General features: G+C 73.9%; 17 protein-coding genes. 8 read left to right on the top strand and 9 right to left on the bottom strand.

The genetic code is table 11. The features are described from left to right. Positions 1-28: 28 nt before the first annotated feature. Together aroA and IE170_RS02575 are read left to right on the top strand one after the other, a co-directional pair. A complete protein-coding gene (gene aroA / locus IE170_RS02580; RefSeq protein WP_229884571.1) occupies positions 29-1,294 on the top strand; it encodes a 3-phosphoshikimate 1-carboxyvinyltransferase in 1,266 nt (421 codons plus the stop codon). 23 nt (positions 1,295-1,317) lie between these two features. Continuing rightward, on the top strand, positions 1,318-2,514 hold the full coding sequence (locus tag IE170_RS02575) for a 3-hydroxybenzoate 6-monooxygenase (RefSeq protein WP_189807678.1): 1,197 nt from the start codon (positions 1,318-1,320) through the stop codon (positions 2,512-2,514). An 84-nt stretch (positions 2,515-2,598) separates the two neighbouring features. On the opposite strand, the gene IE170_RS02570 is transcribed toward IE170_RS02575, so the two are convergent. After that, positions 2,599-3,540, bottom strand: coding sequence for an NADP-dependent oxidoreductase (locus IE170_RS02570; RefSeq protein WP_189807677.1), 942 nt, complete (start codon positions 3,538-3,540; stop codon positions 2,599-2,601). Between the two features lie 141 nt (positions 3,541-3,681). Here IE170_RS02570 and IE170_RS02565 point away from each other — a divergent pair, with 141 nt between their 5' ends. Beyond that, positions 3,682-4,707, top strand: coding sequence for an aldo/keto reductase (locus IE170_RS02565; protein ID WP_189807676.1), 1,026 nt, complete (start codon positions 3,682-3,684; stop codon positions 4,705-4,707). Between the two features lie 6 nt (positions 4,708-4,713). Next, complete coding sequence (locus IE170_RS02560; protein WP_189807675.1) at positions 4,714-5,571, top strand: arylamine N-acetyltransferase family protein; 858 nt, start codon at positions 4,714-4,716, stop codon at positions 5,569-5,571. Between the two features lie 201 nt (positions 5,572-5,772). Here the strand turns inward: IE170_RS02560 and IE170_RS02555 are convergent, their stop codons facing one another. The 5 genes from IE170_RS02555 to IE170_RS02535 form a co-directional block, all read right to left on the bottom strand. Further along, positions 5,773-6,258 (bottom strand): hypothetical protein, encoded by a 486-nt coding sequence (locus IE170_RS02555; protein WP_125545380.1) that lies wholly within the window; start codon positions 6,256-6,258, stop codon positions 5,773-5,775. 354 nt (positions 6,259-6,612) lie between these two features. Then, positions 6,613-7,446 (bottom strand): arylamine N-acetyltransferase family protein, encoded by an 834-nt coding sequence (locus IE170_RS02550; RefSeq protein ID WP_223855507.1) that lies wholly within the window; start codon positions 7,444-7,446, stop codon positions 6,613-6,615. 10 nt (positions 7,447-7,456) lie between these two features. Then, a complete protein-coding gene (locus tag IE170_RS02545) occupies positions 7,457-8,848 on the bottom strand; it encodes an FAD-binding oxidoreductase (RefSeq protein WP_229884570.1) in 1,392 nt (463 codons plus the stop codon). Positions 8,849-8,874: 26 nt separating this feature from the next. Next, positions 8,875-10,089 (bottom strand): MFS transporter, encoded by a 1,215-nt coding sequence (locus IE170_RS02540; protein WP_189807673.1) that lies wholly within the window; start codon positions 10,087-10,089, stop codon positions 8,875-8,877. 98 nt (positions 10,090-10,187) lie between these two features. Beyond that, positions 10,188-11,807 carry a carboxylesterase family protein gene (locus tag IE170_RS02535; RefSeq protein ID WP_223855508.1) on the bottom strand — a complete coding sequence of 540 codons (1,620 nt, stop codon included), beginning with the start codon at positions 11,805-11,807 and terminating at the stop codon, positions 10,188-10,190. A gap of 235 nt (positions 11,808-12,042) precedes the next feature. Between IE170_RS02535 and IE170_RS02530 the strand changes: the two genes are divergently transcribed. The 4 genes from IE170_RS02530 to IE170_RS02515 all read left to right on the top strand — a co-directional run bounded on the left by IE170_RS02530 (position 12,043) and on the right by IE170_RS02515 (position 16,755). After that, complete coding sequence (locus IE170_RS02530; RefSeq protein ID WP_189807671.1) at positions 12,043-12,843, top strand: arylamine N-acetyltransferase family protein; 801 nt, start codon at positions 12,043-12,045, stop codon at positions 12,841-12,843. A 103-nt stretch (positions 12,844-12,946) separates the two neighbouring features. Next, positions 12,947-14,050, top strand: coding sequence for a phenylacetate--CoA ligase family protein (locus tag IE170_RS02525; protein WP_189807670.1), 1,104 nt, complete (start codon positions 12,947-12,949; stop codon positions 14,048-14,050). A 65-nt stretch (positions 14,051-14,115) separates the two neighbouring features. Beyond that, entirely contained in the window at positions 14,116-15,423 is a 1,308-nt protein-coding gene (locus IE170_RS02520) for an aldehyde dehydrogenase family protein (protein WP_189807903.1), read from the top strand. A gap of 132 nt (positions 15,424-15,555) precedes the next feature. Then, entirely contained in the window at positions 15,556-16,755 is a 1,200-nt protein-coding gene (locus IE170_RS02515) for an acyltransferase family protein (RefSeq protein ID WP_229884568.1), read from the top strand. A gap of 241 nt (positions 16,756-16,996) precedes the next feature. Here the strand turns inward: IE170_RS02515 and IE170_RS02510 are convergent, their stop codons facing one another. From IE170_RS02510 to IE170_RS32400, 3 genes are all read right to left on the bottom strand, one after another. Next, entirely contained in the window at positions 16,997-18,217 is a 1,221-nt protein-coding gene (locus IE170_RS02510; protein ID WP_189807668.1) for an FAD-dependent oxidoreductase, read from the bottom strand. Beyond that, positions 18,214-19,707: an FAD-dependent oxidoreductase gene (locus IE170_RS02505; protein WP_189807667.1), complete on the bottom strand. Its 1,494-nt coding sequence runs from the start codon at positions 19,705-19,707 to the stop codon at positions 18,214-18,216. The genes IE170_RS02510 and IE170_RS02505 overlap by 4 nt, the downstream gene beginning before the upstream one ends. Next, a partial coding sequence (locus tag IE170_RS32400) for a molybdopterin oxidoreductase family protein (protein ID WP_229884567.1) occupies positions 19,704-20,758 on the bottom strand: 1,055 nt, incomplete at its 5' end. The genes IE170_RS02505 and IE170_RS32400, both read right to left, overlap by 4 nt.

Raw genomic sequence — 20,758 nt, 5'->3', positions numbered from 1 at the left:
GCGCCGGACACCGACACCGGGAGCACCCGTGAACCCCGTACTGACCGCCCGTATCCCGGGCTCCAAGAGCATCACCAACCGCGCGCTGCTCCTCGCGGCCGCCGCCGACGGGGTCTCGCTGCTGCGGGCCCCCCTCGTCAGCGACGACACCCTCGCCTTCCGGGAGGCGCTCGCCGGGCTCGGCGTGCACATCGGGGCCGAGGACGGCGACGCGGCCTGGAAGGTCGCCGGGACGGGCGGCGCACCGGCCGCCGGAGGCTCGGTGTGGTGCGAGGACGCCGGAACCGCCGCCCGCTTCCTGCCGCCCTTCGCGGCCGCCGGCCGCGGCACGTTCACCTTCGACGGCACCGGCCAGCTGCGCGCCCGCCCCCTGCGCCCGCTCGCGGAGGCGCTCGGCCGGCTCGGCGCGTCCGCCGAGGTGTCGGAGCCGGTCGGCGGGCTGCCGATGACCGTCCGCGCCGCCGGGCTGCCGGGCGGGGACCTCACCGTGGACGCCTCGCTGAGCAGCCAGTACCTGACGGGCCTGCTGATGGCGGGGCCGCTGATGCGCGAGCCGCTGACCGTGCGCGGCGCCGGGCTGGTCAGCCGCCCGTACATCGACATGACGATGGCGCTGATGCGCCGCTTCGGCGCGTACGTCGACGAGTTCGACGACGGCGTGATCCAGGTGCTGCCCGGCGGCTACCGGGCAGCGCAGCTCGACGTCGAGCCCGACGCCTCCACCGCCTCGTACTTCTTCGCGGCTGCGGCCGTCACCGGCACCGCCGTGGCCGTGCCGGGCCTCGGGCGCTCCAGCGTCCAGGGCGACCTCGGCTTCACCGAGGTGCTGCGGCGGGCCGGGGCCCGCGTCGAGATCGGCGAGGACACGACCACCGTCACCGGGACGGGCGCGCTCCGCGGCGGCTTCGACGTCGACATGGGCGACATCTCCGACACGTTCATGACGCTGGGCGCGATCGCCCCGCTCGCCGACGCCCCGATCACCGTCCGCGGCATCGGGCACGCCCGGCTGAAGGAGTCCGACCGGATCGCCGCCGTCGAGGAGAACCTGCGCGCCTGCGGCATCCGCACCGAGTCCGGGCGGGACTGGATCACCGTCCACCCGGGGGCGCCGGCGCCCGCCCGGATCGCCTGCCGCCGGGACCACCGGATCGCGATGGCGTTCTCGGTGCTGGGCCTGCGCACCGCCGGCATCACGCTCGACGACCCCGCCTGCGTCGCCAAGACCTTCCCCGGCTTCCACGCCGAACTGGGCCGGCTCTTCCCGGCCCACGCGAGCACGGTCCGCCACTGACAACGAGAGGGGAGTGAGATCCCATGGCCGAGATACTCATCGCCGGCGGCGGCATCGGCGGCCTCGCCGCGGCGCTCGGGCTGGCCCGGCGCGGGCACCGGGTCACGGTCCTGGAGCGCCGGGAGGTCTTCACCGAGGTCGGCGCCGGCATCCAGCTCGGCCCGAACGCCTTCCGCGCGCTGGACCTGCTCGGCGTGGGCCGGGAGGTCCGCGACCGGGCGGTCGTCGTCGACGAGCTGCGGTTCATGGACGGCACGACCGGCGAGCGGGTCGCCGCGATGCCGGTGGGGCAGGAGTACCGCGCCCGCTTCGGGAACCCGTACGCCGTGGTGCACCGCGTGGACCTGTACCTGCCGCTGCTGGAGGCCGTCCGCCGGCACCCCGGCGTGGAGCTGCTGGGCCGCCACCACGTCGTCGGCTACGAGCAGCGGGCCGGGACGGCCGCCGCGGTCCTGGCCGACGGCCGCCGCGTCACCGGCGACGCCCTGATCGGCGCGGACGGCCTGCACTCGGCGGTGCGGCGGCAGCTCGTCGGGGACGGCGCGCCGCGGGTGTCGGGGCACACGATCTACCGCACGGTGATCCCGGCGGAGGAGGTTCCGCAGGAGCTCCGGCCGAATGCCGTGACGCTGTGGGCCGGCCCGAAGTGGCACTTCGTCCACTACCCGGTCTCCTCGGGCCGGTACGTGAACCTCGCCGCGACCCGTGACGACGGCGCCGCAGAGGCGGTGGCGGGCGTCCCGACCGGTGACGGCGACGTGCTGGCGGCCTTCCCGGAGCTTTCGGGCGCCGCCCGCCGGCTGCTGGAGCTGGGCCGGGACTGGAAGGCGTGGGTGCTGTGCGACCGGGACCCGGTCGACCGGTGGACCGAGGGCCGCGTCGCCCTCCTCGGCGACGCCGCGCACCCGATGCTCCAGTACGCCGCCCAGGGGGCCTGCCAGGCGGTCGAGGACGCGGTGGTGCTGTCGGGGCTGCTGGACGGCTGCCCGGCCGATTTCGAGCAGCGCCTGGAGAAGTACGGCGCGGCCCGCCGCGAACGCACCGCCCGCGTCCAGCTGGTGGCCCGCGAGATGGGCCGCCGCCTCTACCACGCGGCGGGCCCGGCCCGGGCGGAGCGCAACGCGATGCTGTCCTCCCTGACGCCCGGGGCCATGTACGACGAGGTGGCCTGGCTGCACGGCCGCGAGGGCCTCGACCCGGCCGCCCCGGAGGCCGGCTGACCGCCGGACGGCGCACGCAGGAGGGGCGGCGGGGACACTTTCCGTGTCCCCGCCGCCCCTTCGGCGGTTTCCGGCCCGGGCGGGTCAGAAGGTGAGGACGATCTTGCCGGTGGCGCGCTGGGACTGGCTCAGTTCGTGCGCCTCGCGGACGTCCTGGAGCGGGAAGGTGCCGGCGACGAGCGGGCGCAGCCGGCCCTCTTCGGCGAGGGCCGCCACCTGCTCCAGGACCGCGTGGTCGGGTGCCACGTTGACCGTGATGCCGCGCAGGCCCAGGGCCTGCGCCTTGGCCCTGATCTCGTCCAGGGCCAGCGGGTTGATCACGCCGATGTAGGTGCCGCCCGGGCGCAGGGTGCGCAGGGAGCGGTCCTCGTACTCGCCGCCGATCAGGTCGAGGACGACGTCGACGTCCTTGACGGCCTCGGTGAAGTCCACCGCGGTGTAGTCGACGACCTCGTCGGCGCCGAGCTCGCGCAGCACGTCGTGCTTGGCGGCGCTGGCGGTGCCGATGACGTACGCCCCGCGGGCCTTGGCGATCTGCACGGCGAGGTGGCCGACGCCGCCGGCCGCCGCGTGGACCAGGACGCGCTGGCCCGGCTGGATGTCCGCGCCGTCGACGAGCGCCTGCCAGGCCGTCAGCGCGGCCATCGGGAGGGCGGCCGCCTGCACGTGGTCGAGGGCGGACGGCTTGCGGGCGAAGTGGCGGGCCGGCCCGGCGACGTACTCGGAGTACCCGGCGGCCTCGTTCGGGAAGGCGGGCAGGCCGAAGACCTCGTCGCCGACCTTGAAGCGGTTCTCGCCGGGCGAGACGGCCACGACCGTGCCGGACACGTCCCAGCCGACGCCGAACGGCGGGGTGAGCCACAAACCGTATTCGCGGATCTTCCAGTCGATCGGATTCACGCCGGCGGCGTGCGTCTTTACCAGGATTTCGGTGGCATTGGGAGCGGGGATCGGAGAATCCGTCAGGTTGAGGACTTCGGCGCCGCCGAGGGCTTCCTGACGCACCGTGCGCATGGTTTCTGTCATGCATTCCATGATCTGCGCGCGCGTGTCCCGTTGTAAAGCCGGGCACCCGTCGATATCCGGCCATTCGTGTTTTCCCGCGACCTGACACAGCGGCCGGAAATTGTTTCTGCTTCGCAGAAGGGCGGCGCAATGCTCTGCGATATGACTCAGCTTCGATCGCTTGGTTCGGCCGGCCCCGAGGTTTCCGCTCTCGGCCTCGGCCTGATGTCCATGTCCGACTTCTACGGCCCCGCCGACCGGGCCGAGGGGGTCGCCACCGCGCACGCCGCCATCGAGGCGGGCATCACCCTCCTCGACACCGGCGACTTCTACGGGAGCGGCCACAACGAGCTCCTGGTGCGCGAGGTGCTGCAGAGCCACGACCGCGAGCAGCTCACCCTCAGCGTCAAGTTCGGCGTCCTGCGCGACCCGGCGGGCGGCATCCTCGGCGTGGACAACCGCCCGGAGGCGGTCAAGAACTCCCTGGCGCAGACCCTCCAGCGGCTCGGCACCGACTACGTCGACGTCTACCGCCCGGCCCGCCTGGACCCGGCGGTGCCGATCGAGGAGACCATCGGCGCGATCAAGGATATGGTCGAGGCCGGCTACGTCCGCCACATCGGCCTGTCCGAGATCGGCGCGGAGACCCTGCGCCGCGCCTCCGCCGTGCACCCGATCGCGGACCTCCAGATCGAGTACTCGCTGCTGTCCCGCTCGATCGAGGACGAGATCCTGCCGACCGCCCGCGAGCTGGGCACGGCCGTCACCGCGTACGGCGTCCTCGCCCGCGGCCTGCTGTCGGGCCGCTGGAACCACCAGCGCGCCACCGCCAAGGACGACGGCCGCAGCAACTTCCCGCGCTTCAGCGGCGAGAACCTCGACCGCAACCTCCAGCTGGTCGCCGCGCTCGGCAAGGTCGCCGAGGCCAAGGGCGTCACCACCTCGCAGCTGGCGATCGGCTGGGCGATGGCCCAGGGCAGGGACATCGTCCCCGTCGTCGGCTCCCGCCGCCGCGACCAGCTGGCCGAGGCCCTCGGCGCGCTGTCGCTGGAGCTGACCGCCGAGGACGTCGCCGAGATCGAGCGGGCCGTGCCCGCCGAGGAGGTCGCCGGCACCCGCTTCGACGCCGAGGGCATGGCCATGCTCGACAGCGAGAAGAAGTCCGGCGCCGCGGGTCGGGCGGGCTGACCGGTGGTGCAGATCGGCAGCGCCGCCCAGTGGCAGGCCGACAAGCTCGACGTCCGGGCGTACCTCGACCGCCTGGGCGTCGAGGGCCCGCTGGAGCCGACCGCGGAGACCCTGCGCAGGCTGCACCGGGCGCACGCCCTGGCCATCCCGTTCGAGAACCTCGACATCCTGCTGGGCCGCGGCATCGACATCGACATCGAGGCCGTCCAGGACAAGCTGGTGCGCCGGCGGCGCGGCGGCTACTGCTACGAGCACAACATGCTCTTCGCGGTGCTGCTGGAGCGCCTCGGCTTCGAGGTGACCCGCCTGTACGCCCGCCCGGTCCTGGACGCGCCGAAGCCGCTGCCGCGGACGCACCTGATGCTGAGCGTGGCCGTCGGCGGGGAGACCTGGCTCGCCGACGTCGGCTTCGGCGACGAGGGCCCGCTGGAGCCGGTCCTCGTCCGCGACGGCACCGTCTCGGAGCAGGGCGGCTGGACGTACCGGCTCGCCCGCGCCGAGGGCTCCGACAAGGAGTGGGTGCTCTGGCTGCAGCGGGGGGACGGCTGGTTCCCGCTGTACTGGTACGCCACGGAGGGCCACCACCACATCGACTGCGTGGTCGCCAACTACTTCATCTCGACGCACTCCAGCTCGCCCTTCACCGGGCGGGTCTTCCTGGAGCGCATCGCGGAGGACTGGCGGCTCAACCTCAACCACCGCAAGCTCACGCTGACCCGGGCCGACGGCGGCAGCGAGGTCCGGTACATCGCGGACGACGAGGTCCGCTCGCTGCTGGACGAGCGGTTCGACATCGAGCTGACGGAGGACGAGGCCAAGGTCGTCGTCGCGGCGCTGCCCGCGCCGCCGGCCGGGGACGCCTGACCCGTCCCCACCGCCCGCGGGGCCCGCGGCGCACACCTTCCCGGTGCGCGCCGCGGGCCCCGTTTCGTCGTGCCCCGGCGGGCCGGGGCCGGCGCCGCGGGCGCGAGGGCGCCCGGACATGCCGAACGGGCCCGGCGGGGGGATTCGCCGGGCCCGTTCGGGCGCCACAGGGGGAAGGGGCGTGGAGGGGGGTCAGCGCGTTCAGCGGGGCTGGACGCCGATGCGGCTGCCCTTGCCGGTGGAGGCGCCGCCGGTGACGAAGGAGCCGTCCAGGCCGTGGATCTTGTACACGAAGTCGAAGTTGGCCGTGTTGCGGCCGGTGACGGTGATGTTGGCCTGGAACGTGATGGTGGAGTTGGCCTTGCCGTCCGCACCGAGCAGCAGGGCGGTGTCGGTGTCGGAGTAGGTGCCGCAGCCGGTCTGCTTCCACTCGCCGTGCGAGGCGGTCGTGGTGTTGTTCGGCGAGGTGAAGTTGACCGTGCCGGCCGTCGCGTAGGCGCTGCCGTGGTAGCTGCCGAGGAAGGTCTCGCCGGTGTTGTCGTCCACGACCTTCCAGCTGCCCGGGAGGGTCAGGCAGCCGTTGGCGCCGTCGGCGGCGGCGTTCGCCGAGCCCGTGACGGCCGTCGCGGTGGCGAGCGCGGCGACGCCCGCGAGTACGCCGACCTTGATACGGGTGCTCTTGCGCATGTGGATCTCTCCCATGGATTGGAAAACGGATGGATTACCGGCGCCGGCGGTGAACGCGGCGGCTTCGATTTCCATGATGGGCCGTCGAATTCGCGTGCGGTATGGACCAGGCGGCGATTCGTCAAGTCTGCGTAAAGGGCATTCCGGCGTGCGGGGGCGCCGCCGAAACGGCCTTCCCCCGGGCCCGGAAACGCCCCTGAAAGGCCCTTCAGGACCCCTGTGGAGTCCCCGGGAAGGGCCCGTGCAGAGTCCCTGGAAAAGGCTCCTGGCGGGCCGGTGGGGCGGTGCACGGAAAAGGCCCTGCGCCGCATCCGGTCCGGGTGCGGCGCAGGGCCCGAAGGCAGGGGAGGGGTGTCAGTCGATCTGCATGACGATGCGGACGGCGGGGTCCACGTCCGGCTGCTTCGGCACCGTGTCGAGGACGATCCCGAAGTGCTCCTCGTACGCCGCCAGCAGGGCCGCGTCGTCGGGCAGTTCGACGGTCTCCCGGCCGGCCGCGGTGGTGCGGGTGAGCTCCCGGCCGTTGACGGTGACGCGGCCGTCCTCCTTCTGGTGGGAGACGATCAGGTTGTGCAGGAAGACCGAGTCGGGCGCGGTCCGGTACCACCACAGCGTCGGGTGGAAGTCCTCGATGCGGACGGGCCGCTCGTCGAGCCGGTACTGGATGCCGCCGTTCAGCTCGACCTGGATGCCGCCGTCCTCGGGCCGCACCACGCGGTAGTCGCCGTGCGGGTCCTTCTGCACCTCGGAGGTGCCGATGGGGAGCGGGAAGCGGCTGTTCTTGCCGAAGCCGACGTCGACGAGCCACTCCTCCCCGTCCAGGTCGACCCGCAGCGCGAGGTGGCACAGCGGGGCGCCGAACGCGCCGCCGAGGAAGACCTGCCCGGAGAGGATCTCCACCCGGTAGCCGAGGGCCTCCAGGAGGTGCCCGAAGGAGGGGTTCAGCTCGTAGCAGCCGCCGCCGCGCCGCCGGGTGACGATCTTGTCGTAGAGGAACTCGCGGTCCAGGCCGAGCTCGGCGCCCTCGACGTGGTAGTCGATGTTCTCGAAGGGCACCGACAGCACGTGGCGCTCCTGGAGGTGCCGCAGCCCGTGGATGTCGGCGCGCTCGGGCCGGCGGGCGCCGATCCGCTCCAGGTAGGCGTCCACCATCGCGTCGCTGAGCATGCCTGTCGTCTCCTTCGTCATCGGGTCCCCCTCATCGGGCACGCCACCCGGTCGGCGGGATGTTGTGGTTCACGCGGAACACGTTCTGCGGGTCGTAGGCGTCCTTGGCGGCGACGAGCCGCTCGTACGTCTGCGGGTCGTACGCGGAGCGCAGGTGCTCGGGAGAGCTCTCCAGCGCGCTGATGAAGCTGAGGAACGGGCCGCCGATCCGCCAGGGCTCCATCTCCTCCATCAGCCGCTCCTGGAACTCCCGTACGTCCTGCACGTGTTCGGGCCATACCGGCGCGCCCGCGAACAGGGTGTACGCGGTGTCCCGGTGCGGGACGGCGTTGGGGTGCTCGGGCTGCCGGCCCAGGGCGCCGCCGAGGTGGCGGAGCTCGATGCCGGGCCGGACGGCGTCCGCGCCCTCCTTGATCAGGGGGATCAGGGTGGCGATGGCGGCGTCGTCGAGTTCGCGGATGCGGGTGGAGCGCTCGAAGTACACGGCGGGGACCGTGGGGTCCATGTTGATGTCGGCGACGTCCGTGTACGGCATGTCCGCGACCGTGTCGAGGACCGGCTCGACCAGTTCGCGCAGCGGGCGCACCAGTTCGGCGCCCTCCTCGTTCGAGCCGTTGAACGCGATCCGGACGTGGGCGAGGAAGCGGCCCCGCACCGGCTCCGGCAGGACGTCGATGTCGGGGAAGCGCATCACGGCGATCGAGGACTGCATCGCGTCCGGGACGGCCTGCGTCCAGTCGCGCCACGCCGGCAGGATCCGCTCGATGTGCTCGCCGGGCAGGAACAGGCCGCCGCCGTACAGCCGGGAGACCGGGAAGAGGCCGATCTCGATCGAGGTGATCACGCCGAAGTTGCCCTTGCCGCCGCGCTGCGCCCAGAACAGGTCGGGGTGGTCGTCGGGGGAGACGTGAAGCAGTTCGCCGTCCGCGGTGACCAGGTCGAAGTTCCTGACGTGGTCGGCGGCGTAGCCGTAGGAGCGGCCGAGCGGGCCGAGGCCGCCGCCGAGGTGGTACGAGACCACGCCGACGCCGGGGGAGGCGCCGTTGAGGGGGGCCAGCCCGAAGGGGGCGGCCTCCTGGATGACGCGGCTCCACTGGGCGCCGGGCTCGATGCGGGCGGTGCGGGCGCGCGGGTCGACGCGTACGCCGGTGAGGTTGCGGGTGTTGATCAGCAGGGCGCCGTCGGCGGGCACGGACACGCCGTGGCCGGTCGCCTGGACGGCGACGGCGAGGCCGCTGCGGGAGGCGGAGCGGACGGCGGCGATGATGTCGGCGGTGCCGTCGGCGACGACCACGGCGGCGGGCCGGGTCTGCGGCAGGATCCGGTTGAAGCCGAGGGTCTCCTCCTCGTACCCGTCGGTGCCGGGCAGCAGCAGCGGGCCGCGCAGCTCGGCGCCGAGTGCGGACAGGTCGGTGGTGGACACGGAGGTTCCCTTCTGTAACGGGTGGTTCACTGCGCCGCCTTGCCGGAGATGCGCAGGGTGGGGAGGGTGAGGGCGGTCAGCAGGACCACGCCGCCGCCGATCCAGGCGACCGTGGTGAGCTCGATGTTGTCGACGACGAGGCCGCCGACGAGCGCGCCGAGCGCGATGGAAAGGTTGAAGACGGACACCCACAGGGCGGAGGCGGCCTCCATCGAGTCGGGCGCGTACTTCAGCATCCAGGTCTGCAGGCTGACGGAGACGCCGCCGAAGGCCAGGCCCCACAGGACGAGCAGGGCGATGCCGCCGGCCTGGCTCTCGCCGAGGACGGGGAAGAGCAGCATCGCGGCGGCGAGCGCGACGATGATGACCGTCATGGTCCGGCCGAGGTTCTTGGAGACGGCCGCGCCGGCGACGAAGTTGCCGATGATGCCGGCGACGCCGAAGCCGAGCAGCAGGAGGCTGATCAGGTCCTCGTCGATGCCGGAGACCTGCTGGAGCATGGGGCTGACGTAGGTGTACGCCGCCAGGTGGCCGGTGACGATCAGCGCGGTGGCGATGATGCCGGCGCGGACGCCGCGGTTGCCGAACTGGGCGATGAGCTCGGGGACGCTGACGGGCCTGGTGGCGGGCAGCTTCGGCAGCAGCACGAGCAGGGCGACGAGGACCGCGAAGGCGAGGACGCCGAGCGTGGCGAACGCGGTGCGCCAGCCGGCGAGGCCGCCGATGAGGGTGCCGGTGGGCACGCCGAGGACGTTCGCGGCGGCGACGCCGCCGAAGATCAGCGCGGTGGCGCGGGGGATCGCCGCGGGCTGCACCAGGCGGAAGGCGAGGCCGCCCGCGATGGCCCAGAAGCCGCCGATGGTGACGCCGACGAGCACGCGGGAGGCGAGCAGGATGCCGAAGTTCGGGGCGAGGACGGTGACCAGGTTGGCGACGGCCATGACGGTCATCAGGCCCACGAGCAGGTACCGGCGGTCCATGCGGCCGACGACGACCGGGACGAGCGGCGCCGACAGCGCGGCGACCAGGCCGGGCACGGTCACCATGAGGCCGGCGGTGCCCTCGGAGACCTGGAGGGCGGAGCCGACGGAGGTGAGCAGGCCGATCGGCAGCTGCTCGGCGGTGACCAGGGTGAAGATGCCGACCGCGACGGAGACGACCGCGAACCAGGCCTTCAGCGTGGTGCGCTCCTCCGCCTGCGGCGGTGCTGCGGTGTCGGCGGGTGTGTCGAGTGTTGCCATGGCAAGAACCTCATTCGTGTCTGACGGGGGCGGGGGCCGCCCTGCGGGGAGGCGGCGGGCGGCCGCGTGTCGGGTCTCGGGTGCGGGGCGGCGCCCGGTCAGGTGCGCGGGACCCAGCCGGCGTCGTCCCAGAACCGCAGCTGCCGCGCCTTCGGCGTGGCCTCGATCCGGGCGACCGGCTCGCCGCCGAGGACCAGCGTGCTGGGGGCCTCCGGGTCGAAGACCGGCCACTGCGGAGCCGCGGGCGCGGCGGGGACGCCGTCCCGGGCGAACGCGGCGACCAGGTCCATGAAGGTCTCGGAGACGGCGCGCTCGCCCGGCCCGTCGTGGAACAGCGGGATCTCCGGCGGCACCGGGTAGGTGGCGGCGATCGCCGCGGTGTCGGCGTACGTGCCGAACAGGAACGGCGAGGTCGCCTCGTGCGGCGTGCCGTGGTGCGGGGCGCGCACGGGGTGCGCGAACTCCATCACGTACTGCGGCGAGGTGCCGTGCCGGGCGTGCCGCTCGGACAGCCGCACGATCTGGTAGCGGAAGAGGGCGTCGCCCCAGATCTCCGTCCACAGCGACAGCGGGTCCTGCGGCAGCCCCTCGGCCTCGGCCGCCTCCCGGTACGCGGCGATGCAGGAGTCGACGAGCTCGTCGGTGACCTTGGCGGAGCCCTTGTCGAGGACGCCGCGGACGGCCTCGCGCAGCTCGGCCGCGTCGGTGGGCGGCGGCGTCGGGGTCGGCTGCGGCGGGCAGGGGCCGGTGTAGAAGGAGCCCTCGGTCCGGGTGTGCACCGCCATGATCGGCACGTCGGGGGTGGGCAGCTCCCAGTCGAAGGCGCTCATCCAGCGGCCGTCGACGACCGGGCCGCGGAACTCGCGGGCGGAGGCGACCTCCCGGCCGCCGGGCAGGCCCCCGAAGACGTCCTCCCAGGCGTTCATGAGGGCGGCGGCGGGCACCTCGCGCAGGCCGGCGACGGTGGTGCCGAGGCGGCGGGCGACGCCCTCGTAGGCGAGGCGGGCGTCGGCCGGGGTCAGCGAGGTGGACGGCTCCCACACGTGGCAGGCGCTGATCGGGACGATCCGGCGGATGACGCCGCGCAGTTCGGGCAGCAGGGCCAGCTGCCAGGCGCTGGCGCCGCCCGCGGAGGTGCCGGCGAGGGTGATGTTGCCCGGGTCGCCGCCGAACGCGGCGGCGTTGGCGTGCACCCAGCGCAGCAGGGCCGCCTGGTCCTGGAGGCCCCAGTCGGCGCAGTCGCCGGTCTCCGGGTCGGTGAACTCCTCGTGCAGCCCGAAGCCCAGGGCGCCGAGGCGGTAGTTGAAGGTGACGACGACCAGGTCGCCGCGGTCGGCGAGGCGCGCGCCGTCGTACACGGGCAGGCTGCCGCCGCCGACCATCCAGCCGCCGCCGTGGATGTAGACGAGCACCGGGCGGGGCCGCTCCGGGTCGGTGCCGGGCGTCCACACGTTGGCGTACAGGGAGTCCTCGGAGCTGCCGGGGATGATCGGCTGGAGGGACTCGGGGGCGAAGGAGCGGGCGTCGCGGACGCCGGTCCACGGGACGGGCGGGCGCGGCGAGGCGAAGCGCAGGGCGCCGACCGGGGGCTGGGCGTAGGGCACGCCGCGGAAGACGGACAGCCGTCCGGCGCGCTCTCCGGCGACCGTGCCGGCGGTGGTGCGGACCAGCACGTCCCCGTCTTCCGGCGAGGGGCTGTGGGCGGCGGAAGGTGCCATGGCCGTGATTTCTCCATCGTCATCGGCGGGCGGGCAGTCACACCGACTCATCGAAAACGCCGCGTCGGATGACTCTGGACCACCCGATGCTGGTAAGCGCGCGCGGGGAGGGCAACGCGCGGCGGGGCACTTTGTCAGGTGCCGTCTTGTCCGTCAGATCGGCGGGGCGCCCGCGGGCGCGCGTGTATTTTCGTTCGTCGTACGCTGCCGGGTTCGAATGGTCAAGGAGACAGCAATGCTGGACGACGCGGGAGTGGCCGAATACCTCGGGCGGATCGGTGCGGAAAAGCCGCGGAAGGCGGATCTGGAAGGGCTGCGGCACCTCCAGGAGCGGCACGTCCTGACGGTTCCCTTCGAGAACATCGACTACCACCTCGGGCGGGAGATACACCTCGGCGAGCGGGCCGTCGACAAGATCGTCCGGCAGCGCCGCGGCGGCGGCTGCTACGAGGTGAACTCCGCCTTCGCCGAGCTGCTCCGGGCACTCGGGTACCGGGTGGAGATCCTGCCGGGCCGGGTCCACCGGCCGGACGGGCTCGGCCCCGCGATGTGTCACCTCGCGCTGCGGGTGACGCTGGACGGCGAGCCCTGGCTGGTGGACGCCGGCTTCGGCCGCAACAGCCGCCACCCGCTCCGCCTCACCAGCTCTGACGTGCAGAAAGACCCGCACGGCGAGTACCTCGTCCTCCCCGTGGAGGGCGGCGGCGCCGACGTGCTGCTCGACGGCAGGCCGCTGTACCGGCTCGACGGCCGGCCGTGCCGGCTCGGTGATTTCACGCCGACCCTGTGGTGGTGGCGCAGCTGCCCCGACTCGCCGTTCCTCCAGGAGCTGTTCTGCTCGATGCCGCTGGCCGACGGCCGCGTCACGCTGAAGAACAGGCGCCTGGTCAGGGTGGACGGCGGACAGCGCACGATCGAGCCGCTCGACACGGACGCGGCCGTCCTCGCCGCCTACCGCACGCACTTCGGAATCGACCTCGACGAACTCCCCGAAGGCGATGGCGTGAAGCGGACGGTCGGGATCCAGCTGACCTGACACAGACAGTTGACGGACTCAGCGGAATAACGTGGACCGCCTCCCCGGCACCGGCGCACGATGCGAAGAGTACGGCGGTACTCCGTACCCGGAAGGAGCATTTGTGTCCACCGTTGATCCCCTGCTGGAATTTCCTCTCGACACCCAGCCGGACCCCGACGAATTCCTGCGCGCCGCCCTGCGGTGGCATTTCTCCCCGGAAACGGGTTCGCCGTTCTGGCTCGAGCGCGCGGGAACTCTCGGTTTCGACCCGCTGACGGACATCGGCGGATTCGCCGACCTCGGCCGTTTCCCGAACCTCGCCAACGAGCTGCGCGACGTCCGCGCCGAGGACCTCATACCCCGCGGCTACGGCGACCGCCCGGACGTGGTGGGCGTGTACGAGAGCGGAGGCACCACCGGCGCCCCCAAGCGCATCGTCCTGCTCCAGGAGTGGCTGGACCGCCTGCTCGCCTGGAGCAGCGGCCAGCTCGACCGCCACGGCGTTCCGCAGGGCGTGAACTGGCTGGTCGTCGCCCCGACCGGCCCGCACATGGTCGGCGACGTGATCAAGCGGCAGACCGCCTACCGCGGCGGCCTGGCGTTCACGGTCGACCTGGACCCGCGCTGGGTGAAGAAGCTCATCGCCGACGGCAAGACCGCCGAGGCGGGCGCCTACGCCGAGCACATCGTCGACCAGGTGGCCTTCCTGCTCCAGACCCAGGACATCGGCGTCCTGATGTGCACCCCGCCGGTCCTGGAGCGCCTGGCCCGCCGCGACGACCTGGCCAAGCTCATCGACGAGAAGGTCAAGGCCATCAACTGGGTCGGCACCCAGATGGACGCCGACACCCGCTACCTGTACCGCACCGAGGTCTTCCCGAAGGCCCACCTGTACAGCGGCTACGGCTCGACGATGATCCTCGGCAACGCCAGCGAGCGCCCAGGCCTCACGGACGACGACCCGTGCGTCTACGACCCGTTCGCCCCGCACATGGTCTTCGACGTCGTCGACCCCGGGACCCGCGAGACCGTCGCGTACGGCGAGCGCGGCCAGGTGGTCATGCACCACGTCAGCAAGAGCCTGTTCATGCCGAACAACCTGGAGCGCGACTACGCGACCCGGGTGCCGGGCCCGGAGGGCGTCTGGCAGATCGGCGACTCCGTCGCCGACATCGCGCCGGTCCAGGAGTTCGACAACGAGACCGTCATCGAGGGGGTCTACTAGTGGACGCCGGCCTGATCACGCTCGACGCGCTCGGGCCCTCCGGACCCTTCCGCGCCCGCAAGCGCATGACCGTCACCGACGTGGCGGGCGCGCCGGTCGCCGAACTGAGCCTGGTGCCGAAGCTGTTCGTCACCCGTGCCATGGACGCCCTGCGCAAGGCCCGCACCCTGCCGGCCGCCGAGCGGACGGCGGCGCTGGCGCGGGCGGGCCGGATCTTCGCCGAGGAGACCGTCGACGGGCTGGACTTCGAGGAGTACCAGCGCACCGTCGCCCGCGTCTCCGGCGTGCCCATGGGCGTGGTGCGGGCGGCGACCGCCGCCATCATCGAGGCCACCGAGGTGGCCCCGGTCGCCGCGTACCAGGCGCGCCCCGTCGGCGCCGTGGACGACTGGCGGGCGGAGGAGACCCGCCGCGGCAGCGCCGTGTGGACCCGCAAGGGCGATGTCTTCGCGGTGCACGCGGCCGGCAACCACCCCGGCCCGCACTCGCTGTGGGTGGAGGCCCTCGCCATGGGCTACCGGGTCGCGGTCCGGCCCTCGCGGCGCGAGCCGTTCACCCCGCACCGCCTGATCTCCGCCCTGCGGGCCGCGGGCTTCGGCACCGACCAGGTCGTGCTGCTGCCCACGGACTACGACGCGGCGGACGAGATCCTGCGCAGCGCCGACTACGGCCTGGTGTACGGCGGCGACGAGGTCGTCCGCAAGTACGAGGGCACCCGTGTGCTGCCGCAGGGCCCGGGCCGTTCGAAGATGCTCGTCCCGGCGGGCGCCGACTGGCGCGACCACCTCGACACCATCGTCGACTCCATCGCCCACCAGGGCGGGGTGGCCTGCATCAACGCCACCACCGTGCTGGTCGAGGGCGACCCGGCGCCGCTCGCACAGGCGATCGCCGAGCGGCTCGCCACCATCCCGAGCCTGCCGCCGGAGGACGAGAAGGCCGTCCTGGCGGTGCAGCCGGCGGAGGGCGCCCGCAAGCTGGAGGCGTTCCTCCTGGCCCGCGCCGCGGGCACGACCGCGCACCTGGGCGGCGACGGCATCGTGGAGGAGCTGGGCGACGGGAGCGCCGTACTGCGCCCGGCGGTGCACCAGCTGGACCGGCCGGACGCCGAGCAAGCCGGCATCGAACTGCCCTTCCCCTGCGTGTGGGTGGCCCCGTGGTCGCCCGCCGACGGGATCGGCCCGCTGCGCAACTCGCTGGTGCTGACCGCGTTCACGGACGACGAGGCGCTGATCGACGAGCTGCTGGCGGAGCCGACCATCAGCAACCTCTACCTGGGCGACCACCCGACCTACTGGATCCGGCCGGGCGTCCCGCACGACAGCTACCTGGGTGAGTTCCTCATGCGGACCAAGACGGTCATCCGCGACTGACGCACCCACGGGTCCGGGCCGCGGCCTGCAGGGGCCGCAGGCCCGGACCCGCGCACTTCCGCCGCAGTTCCCGCCTCCCGAGAAAGGGCCGCATTTGTCATGTCCATGAACGGAATGGACGGTTCAAGACCTGTGAGACTCCCCAGACTCGACTCGCTCACCGGGCTCCGCTTCCCCGCGGCCCTGCTGGTCTTCCTCTACCACGCCTCCCTCGGCGTGCCGTGGATCCGCCTCTTCGAGTCCGACGCCGCCAACGACGGCTTCGCCAAGGCCGTCTCCCAGGCGGGCGCCCTCGGCGTCACCTTCTTCTTCGTCCTCAGCGGCTTCGTCCTGACCTGGTCGGCCCGCGAGAAGGACACCTTCCGCGCCTTCTGGCGCCGCCGCTTCGTCAAGATCTACCCGAACTACGTGGTCACCTGGGGCCTCGCCCTGATCACCTTCGCGGCCGTCATGACCGAGCCCTGGCAGGCCGTCCTCAACCTGTTCATGCTCCAGGTGTGGGTGCCCGACTTCGCCACCAACTTCAGCGTCGACCCGCCCAGCTGGTCCCTCGGCGCCGAGGCGATCTTCTACCTCGCCTTCCCGCTGCTCTACCTGGGCATCAAGAAGATCGACGCCGCCAAGCTGAAGTTCTGGATCGCCGGCACCGTCGCCGCCATCATGCTCACGCCGACCCTGACCTACGCGGTCATCCCCGGCGGCGGCATGCAGATGCCCGGCGCCGACGGCACCTCCACCGTCCAGTACTGGTTCGCGTACGTCCTGCCGCCGGTCCGCCTCCTCGACTTCGCGCTCGGCATCCTCGTCGCCCGCGCGGTCATGTCCGGCCGCTGGCGCGACATCGGCACCGTCTGGTCGACGCTGCTGCTGGCCGCGAGCTACGGCGTCGCGCTCAACGTGGAGCACCTGTACGCGCAGCGCTCCGTCACCCTCATCCCGATCGTGCTCGTCATCGCCGCGTTCGCAGCCCGCGACGCGGAGAGCAAGCCGACCCTCTTCAACAACCGGCCCATGGTCTGGCTCGGCGAGATCTCCTTCGCCTTCTACCTGGTCCACTACATCGTCCTCGCCTACTCCCGCGAGCTCCTCGGCGACGGTCTCTTCTCGACCCCGGTCGGCATCGCCCTGATCGCCGCCCAGGCCGTCGTCTCGGTGCTGCTCTCCTGGGCGCTGTACGCCTGGGTCGAGGCGCCGGTCACCCGCCGCTTCTCCAGCTCCCGCAAGGCGAAGGCCGCCAAGGCCGCCGCGGCAGCGGCAGCAGCGGCCGCCGCACCCGCCGGCCGCTCCGACACCTCCGGCCCCGAGGACCGCAAGGTCGCCGAGACCGTCTGAGGCCTCCGCCCGACACCGCTGCAACGACACGCCCCGCACGGCACCGCCGCCCCACCGGCACGCTCCGCCCCACCGGCGCCCCGCGCCGCCCCACCGGAGCGACGCCGTGCCCCACCGGCCGGATTCAGGACCGGCCGCCCTCCGTCCACCACCGCCCTTCGGGTTCCCACAACCCGAAGGGCGCCGTTGTGCCCGGGGGCGGGCGCGGGCCGGAGCCGGGGCCGGGGACCGGGCCGCCGGCTCATCCTGCCGCCGCCAGCAGCCGGTGTCCCGCCGAGGGCAGCGCCCGCCCCACGAAGGGCTGCAGCTCCCCGTACGCCGCGGCGTCGCCGACCAGGATCCCGCCCAGCAGGGTGCGGCAGTCAGAGCCCAGCACGAGCTTCGCGTACGTGCCCCGCGCCTCGTCGAGGCGGCTCAGCTCCAAGGCGCCGTCCGTGCCCGCGTGCGCGTCGCCGAAGCTCGCGACCTCGACGCCGAGCAGCTTCAGCCGCGTCGACATGTCCGCCTCGCCGAACGGATCCCCGCCGAGGCCGCACAGCTGCCGGGCCACCGACTCCGCCATCCGGTAGCCCGGCGCGGCCAGCCCGTAGCAGCGCCCGGAGACCGCCGCGCACTCCCCGACCGCCCAGATCCGCTCGTCGGCGGTCCGGCACAGCCCGTCCACCAGGAACCCGCCGCGCTCCCCGCGGTCCAGGCCCGCGGGGCCGGCCAGCTCGTCCCGCGGCCGCACACCGGCCGAGAAGACCACCACGGCCGCCTCAAGCTCCGTCCCGTCGGCCAGGACCACCGCGCGGGCGCGGCCGTCCGGGCCCGCCTGGACTGATGCGGTCGCGACCCCGCAGTGCACCCGCAGCCCGCGGTCCTCCACCCGCCGCCCGAGGACGCCGCCGCCGGCCGCGTCCACCTGCACCGGCATCAGGCGCGGGGCGAGTTCCACGACGTGCGGCTCCATGCCGAGCAGCCGCAGGGCGTTGGCCGCTTCCAGGCCGAGCAGGCCGCCGCCGATGACCACGCCGGGCCGGCCGGGGACGGCCGCCTCGCGGATCGCGTCGAGGTCGGTGAGGGTGCGGTACGTGAAGCAGCCGGTCAGCTCGTGGCCCGGTACGGGAGGGACGAACGGCTTCGAGCCGGTGGCCAGGACCAGGGCGTCGTAGCCGACGGTGTCGCCCGCGGTGGTGGTCACCGTACGGGCGGCGCGGTCGATCGAGGCGGCGGCCGTGGCGAGCCGGAGCTCCACCCGCGGGTCCGACGCGAGGCCGGGGGCGGGCAGGCCGAGTTCGGCGGCGCTGCGCCCGTCCAGGTACGAGGAGAGGGCCACCCGGTCGTACGCGGCGTGCGGCTCCTCCGCGAGGACCACCACCCGCCAGGCGCCGGCGGTGTCCAGCGTGCGGAGCTCCTCGACCAGGCGGTGGCCGGCCATGCCGTGTCCGGCCACCACGAGCGTGCGGGTCTTCCCTGTCATGACGTGCTCCCTCCGGTCCGGGCCATCCCGCACAGCTTGCGGACGGTGCTCGTGCAGCCGCCGCAGCCGGTGGTGGCGCGGGTCGCGGCGGCGACCTGCTCCACGTCGGCGGCGCCGGCCCGGCAGGCCTCGGTGATGGCGTGCTTGGTGACGTTGTTGCAGCGGCAGACGACGGCGTCGCCGGGAAGTTCGTCGGCGCCGGGCGGCGCCGGTTCGATGCCGAGCAGGAATTCCAGGCGGCCGGCCGGGACCGGCAGCCCGTGCTCGTGCAGCCGGGTCAGGGCGGCGATGGCCCGGGGCAGGCCCAGGAGCACCGCGTCGGTGACGCGCTGCCCGTGGAGGGTCAGCCGGGCGTACCGGCCGCGCGCCGGGTCGGCGACGGTGACCACCTCGGCGGATCCCTCGGCGGATCCCTCGGCGGATCCCTCGGCGGATCCCGCGCCGGCCCCCGCGCCGGCGCCGGAACCGCTGCCGCCGCCCGGCCCGGCGGCGCCGGCCGGCCGTCCGCCGAGGCGGACCAGGTCGATGCCGGGCACCCGCAGCCGGGTGACGCACCGGGTGCCCCGGTAGCCGGCCCCGCGCGGCCCGGCCCCGGTCAGCTGCCGGGCCAGCGACTCCGCCTGCTCCCAGGCGGGTTCGAGGTGCCCGGCCGCGGCGCCCGGGTGTTCGGCGCAGTCGCCGATGGCGTGGATGCGCGGGTCGTCGGTGCTCAGCCGCCCGTCGACGAGCACCCCGGTGCCGACGGCGAGGCCCGCCCGGCGGGCCAGGGCCGTCTCGGGCACGGCGCCGGTGCACAGCAGCAGGGTGTCGGCGGCCAGGACGGCGCCGTCGTCCAGGGTGAGCTTGCCGGCGCAGTACGCGGCGGCCTCCCGCCCGCAGTGGACGTCCACGCCGAGGCCGGCCAGGCGGCCGGCGAGCAGCTTCCCGGCGTCGGCGTCCAGGTGCCGGTCCAGGGGGTGGGGCCCGCGGTGGACGAGCGCCACCTCGTGCCCCGCCCGGGCCAGTGCGGCGGCGGCCTCCACTCCGAGGAGCCCGCCGCCGAGGACGACGGTGCGCCGGGCGTCCGGGGAGGCGCGCAGGACGCGTTCGGCGTCGGCGAGCGTGCGCAGGGCGGTGACCGCGTCCGAGGTGCCGGGGCGGGGCAGGCCGGGGATCCGGGGGAGGACCGGGCGGGCACCCGTGGCCAGGACGAGGGTGTCGTAGCGGTGGACGGAGCCGTCGTCGGCGTGGACGAGGCGGCGGGCGCGGTCGATGCGGACGGCGGTGGTCCCGGCGCGCATCCGGACCCCGTCCGGCAGGGCGGGCAGCTCCAGCGCGGCGGGCGGCAGCGTGCCGTCGAGGACGGAGGTGAGCAGCACCCGGTGGTAGGGGGCGGCCGGTTCGGCGCCGAGCAGGGTCACCCCGCCGCTGTGGCCGTGGTGGTGGAGCCGCTCGGCGAACCGGTGCGCGGCGCTGCCGCCGCCGACGACGAGGACCTCGCCGGCGCTCACAGCAGGGCCCCTGCCGCCTCGGCGGGCTCGACGCGTACGGCGCACACCTTGAACTCCGGCATCCGGCTGCGCGGGTCCAGCGCGTCCGAGGTGATCAGGTTGGCCCGGCCGGCGCCGGCGAAGTGGAACGGCAGGAACACGGTGTCGGTGCGCAGCGAGGGGACGAGGCGGACGGTGGCGAGGGTGCTGCCGCGGGCCGAGGAGACCCGGGCGGGGCGGCCGTCGCGCAGGCCGAGGCGGGCCGCGGTGTCGGGGTGGACCTCGACGAACGCCCCGGGGGCGGCGGCGTTCAACGCGTCGACGCGGCGGGTCTGCGCCCCGGACTGGTACTGGGCGAGGACCCGGCCGGTCGTGGCGTACAGCGGGTAGCCGGCGCCGGGGGTCTCGGCGGCGTCGCGGTGCTCGACCTCGGCGAAGCGGGCGAGTCCGTCGGGGTGGGCGAAGGCGTCGAGGAAGAGCCGAGGGGTGCCCGGGTGGGGGGCGGTGCCGGCGGGGGTCTCGGGGCAGGGCCAGTGCAGGGCCTCGCCGGCGTCGAGGCGTTCCCAGCTGATGCCGGAGTAGTCGGCGCGGCCGCCGGCGGAGGCGCGGCGCAGCTCCTCGAAGACGGCGCGGGGGTCGGTGGGGAAGCGGGCGGGGTCCTGGCCGAGGCGGACGGCGATGCCGTGGAGGACGTCGAGGTCGCTGCGGGCCTCCCCGGGCGGGGGCAGGAGCCTGCGGCGGCGCAGGACGCGGCCCTCCAGGTTGGTCATGGTTCCCTCCTCCTCCGCCCACTGGGTGACGGGGAGGACGACGTCGGCGAGTTCGGCGGTCTCGGAGGGCACGAAGTCGGCGACGACGAGCAGGTCGAGGGAGGCGAGCCGGTCGGCGATGCGGGCGGCGCGGGGTGCGGAGACGGCGGGGTTGGAGCCGAAGACGAGGAGCGCGCGGGGTCCGCCGGCGGTGCCGAGGGCGTCGAGGAGTTCGTAGGCGCTGCGGCCGGGGCCGGGCAGGGTGTCGGGGTCGACGCCCCACACGGAGGCGACGTGGGCGCGGGCGGCCGGGTCGGCGAGCA

The sequence above is a fragment of the Streptomyces toxytricini genome, from assembly GCF_014649915.1.
Classification (GTDB): Bacteria; Actinomycetota; Actinomycetes; order Streptomycetales; family Streptomycetaceae; genus Streptomyces; species Streptomyces toxytricini.
This window is presented reverse-complemented; position numbering and strand designations above follow the sequence as displayed.

What these genes read in the sequence shown, in the direction of transcription:
- IE170_RS02575 (WP_189807678.1), top strand. Translation starts at nt 1,318, where the DNA reads ATGGCCGAGATACTCATCGCCGGCGGCGGCATCGGCGGCCTCGCCGCG.
- IE170_RS02570 (WP_189807677.1), bottom strand. Translation starts at nt 3,540, where the DNA reads ATGACAGAAACCATGCGCACGGTGCGTCAGGAAGCCCTCGGCGGCGCC.
- IE170_RS02565 (WP_189807676.1), top strand. Translation starts at nt 3,682, where the DNA reads ATGACTCAGCTTCGATCGCTTGGTTCGGCCGGCCCCGAGGTTTCCGCT.
- IE170_RS02555 (WP_125545380.1), bottom strand. Translation starts at nt 6,258, where the DNA reads ATGCGCAAGAGCACCCGTATCAAGGTCGGCGTACTCGCGGGCGTCGCC.
- IE170_RS02550 (WP_223855507.1), bottom strand. Translation starts at nt 7,446, where the DNA reads ATGACGAAGGAGACGACAGGCATGCTCAGCGACGCGATGGTGGACGCC.
- IE170_RS02540 (WP_189807673.1), bottom strand. Translation starts at nt 10,089, where the DNA reads ATGGCAACACTCGACACACCCGCCGACACCGCAGCACCGCCGCAGGCG.
- IE170_RS02535 (WP_223855508.1), bottom strand. Translation starts at nt 11,807, where the DNA reads ATGGCACCTTCCGCCGCCCACAGCCCCTCGCCGGAAGACGGGGACGTG.
- IE170_RS02530 (WP_189807671.1), top strand. Translation starts at nt 12,043, where the DNA reads ATGCTGGACGACGCGGGAGTGGCCGAATACCTCGGGCGGATCGGTGCG.
- IE170_RS02520 (WP_189807903.1), top strand. Translation starts at nt 14,116, where the DNA reads ATGACCGTCACCGACGTGGCGGGCGCGCCGGTCGCCGAACTGAGCCTG.
- IE170_RS02510 (WP_189807668.1), bottom strand. Translation starts at nt 18,217, where the DNA reads ATGACAGGGAAGACCCGCACGCTCGTGGTGGCCGGACACGGCATGGCC.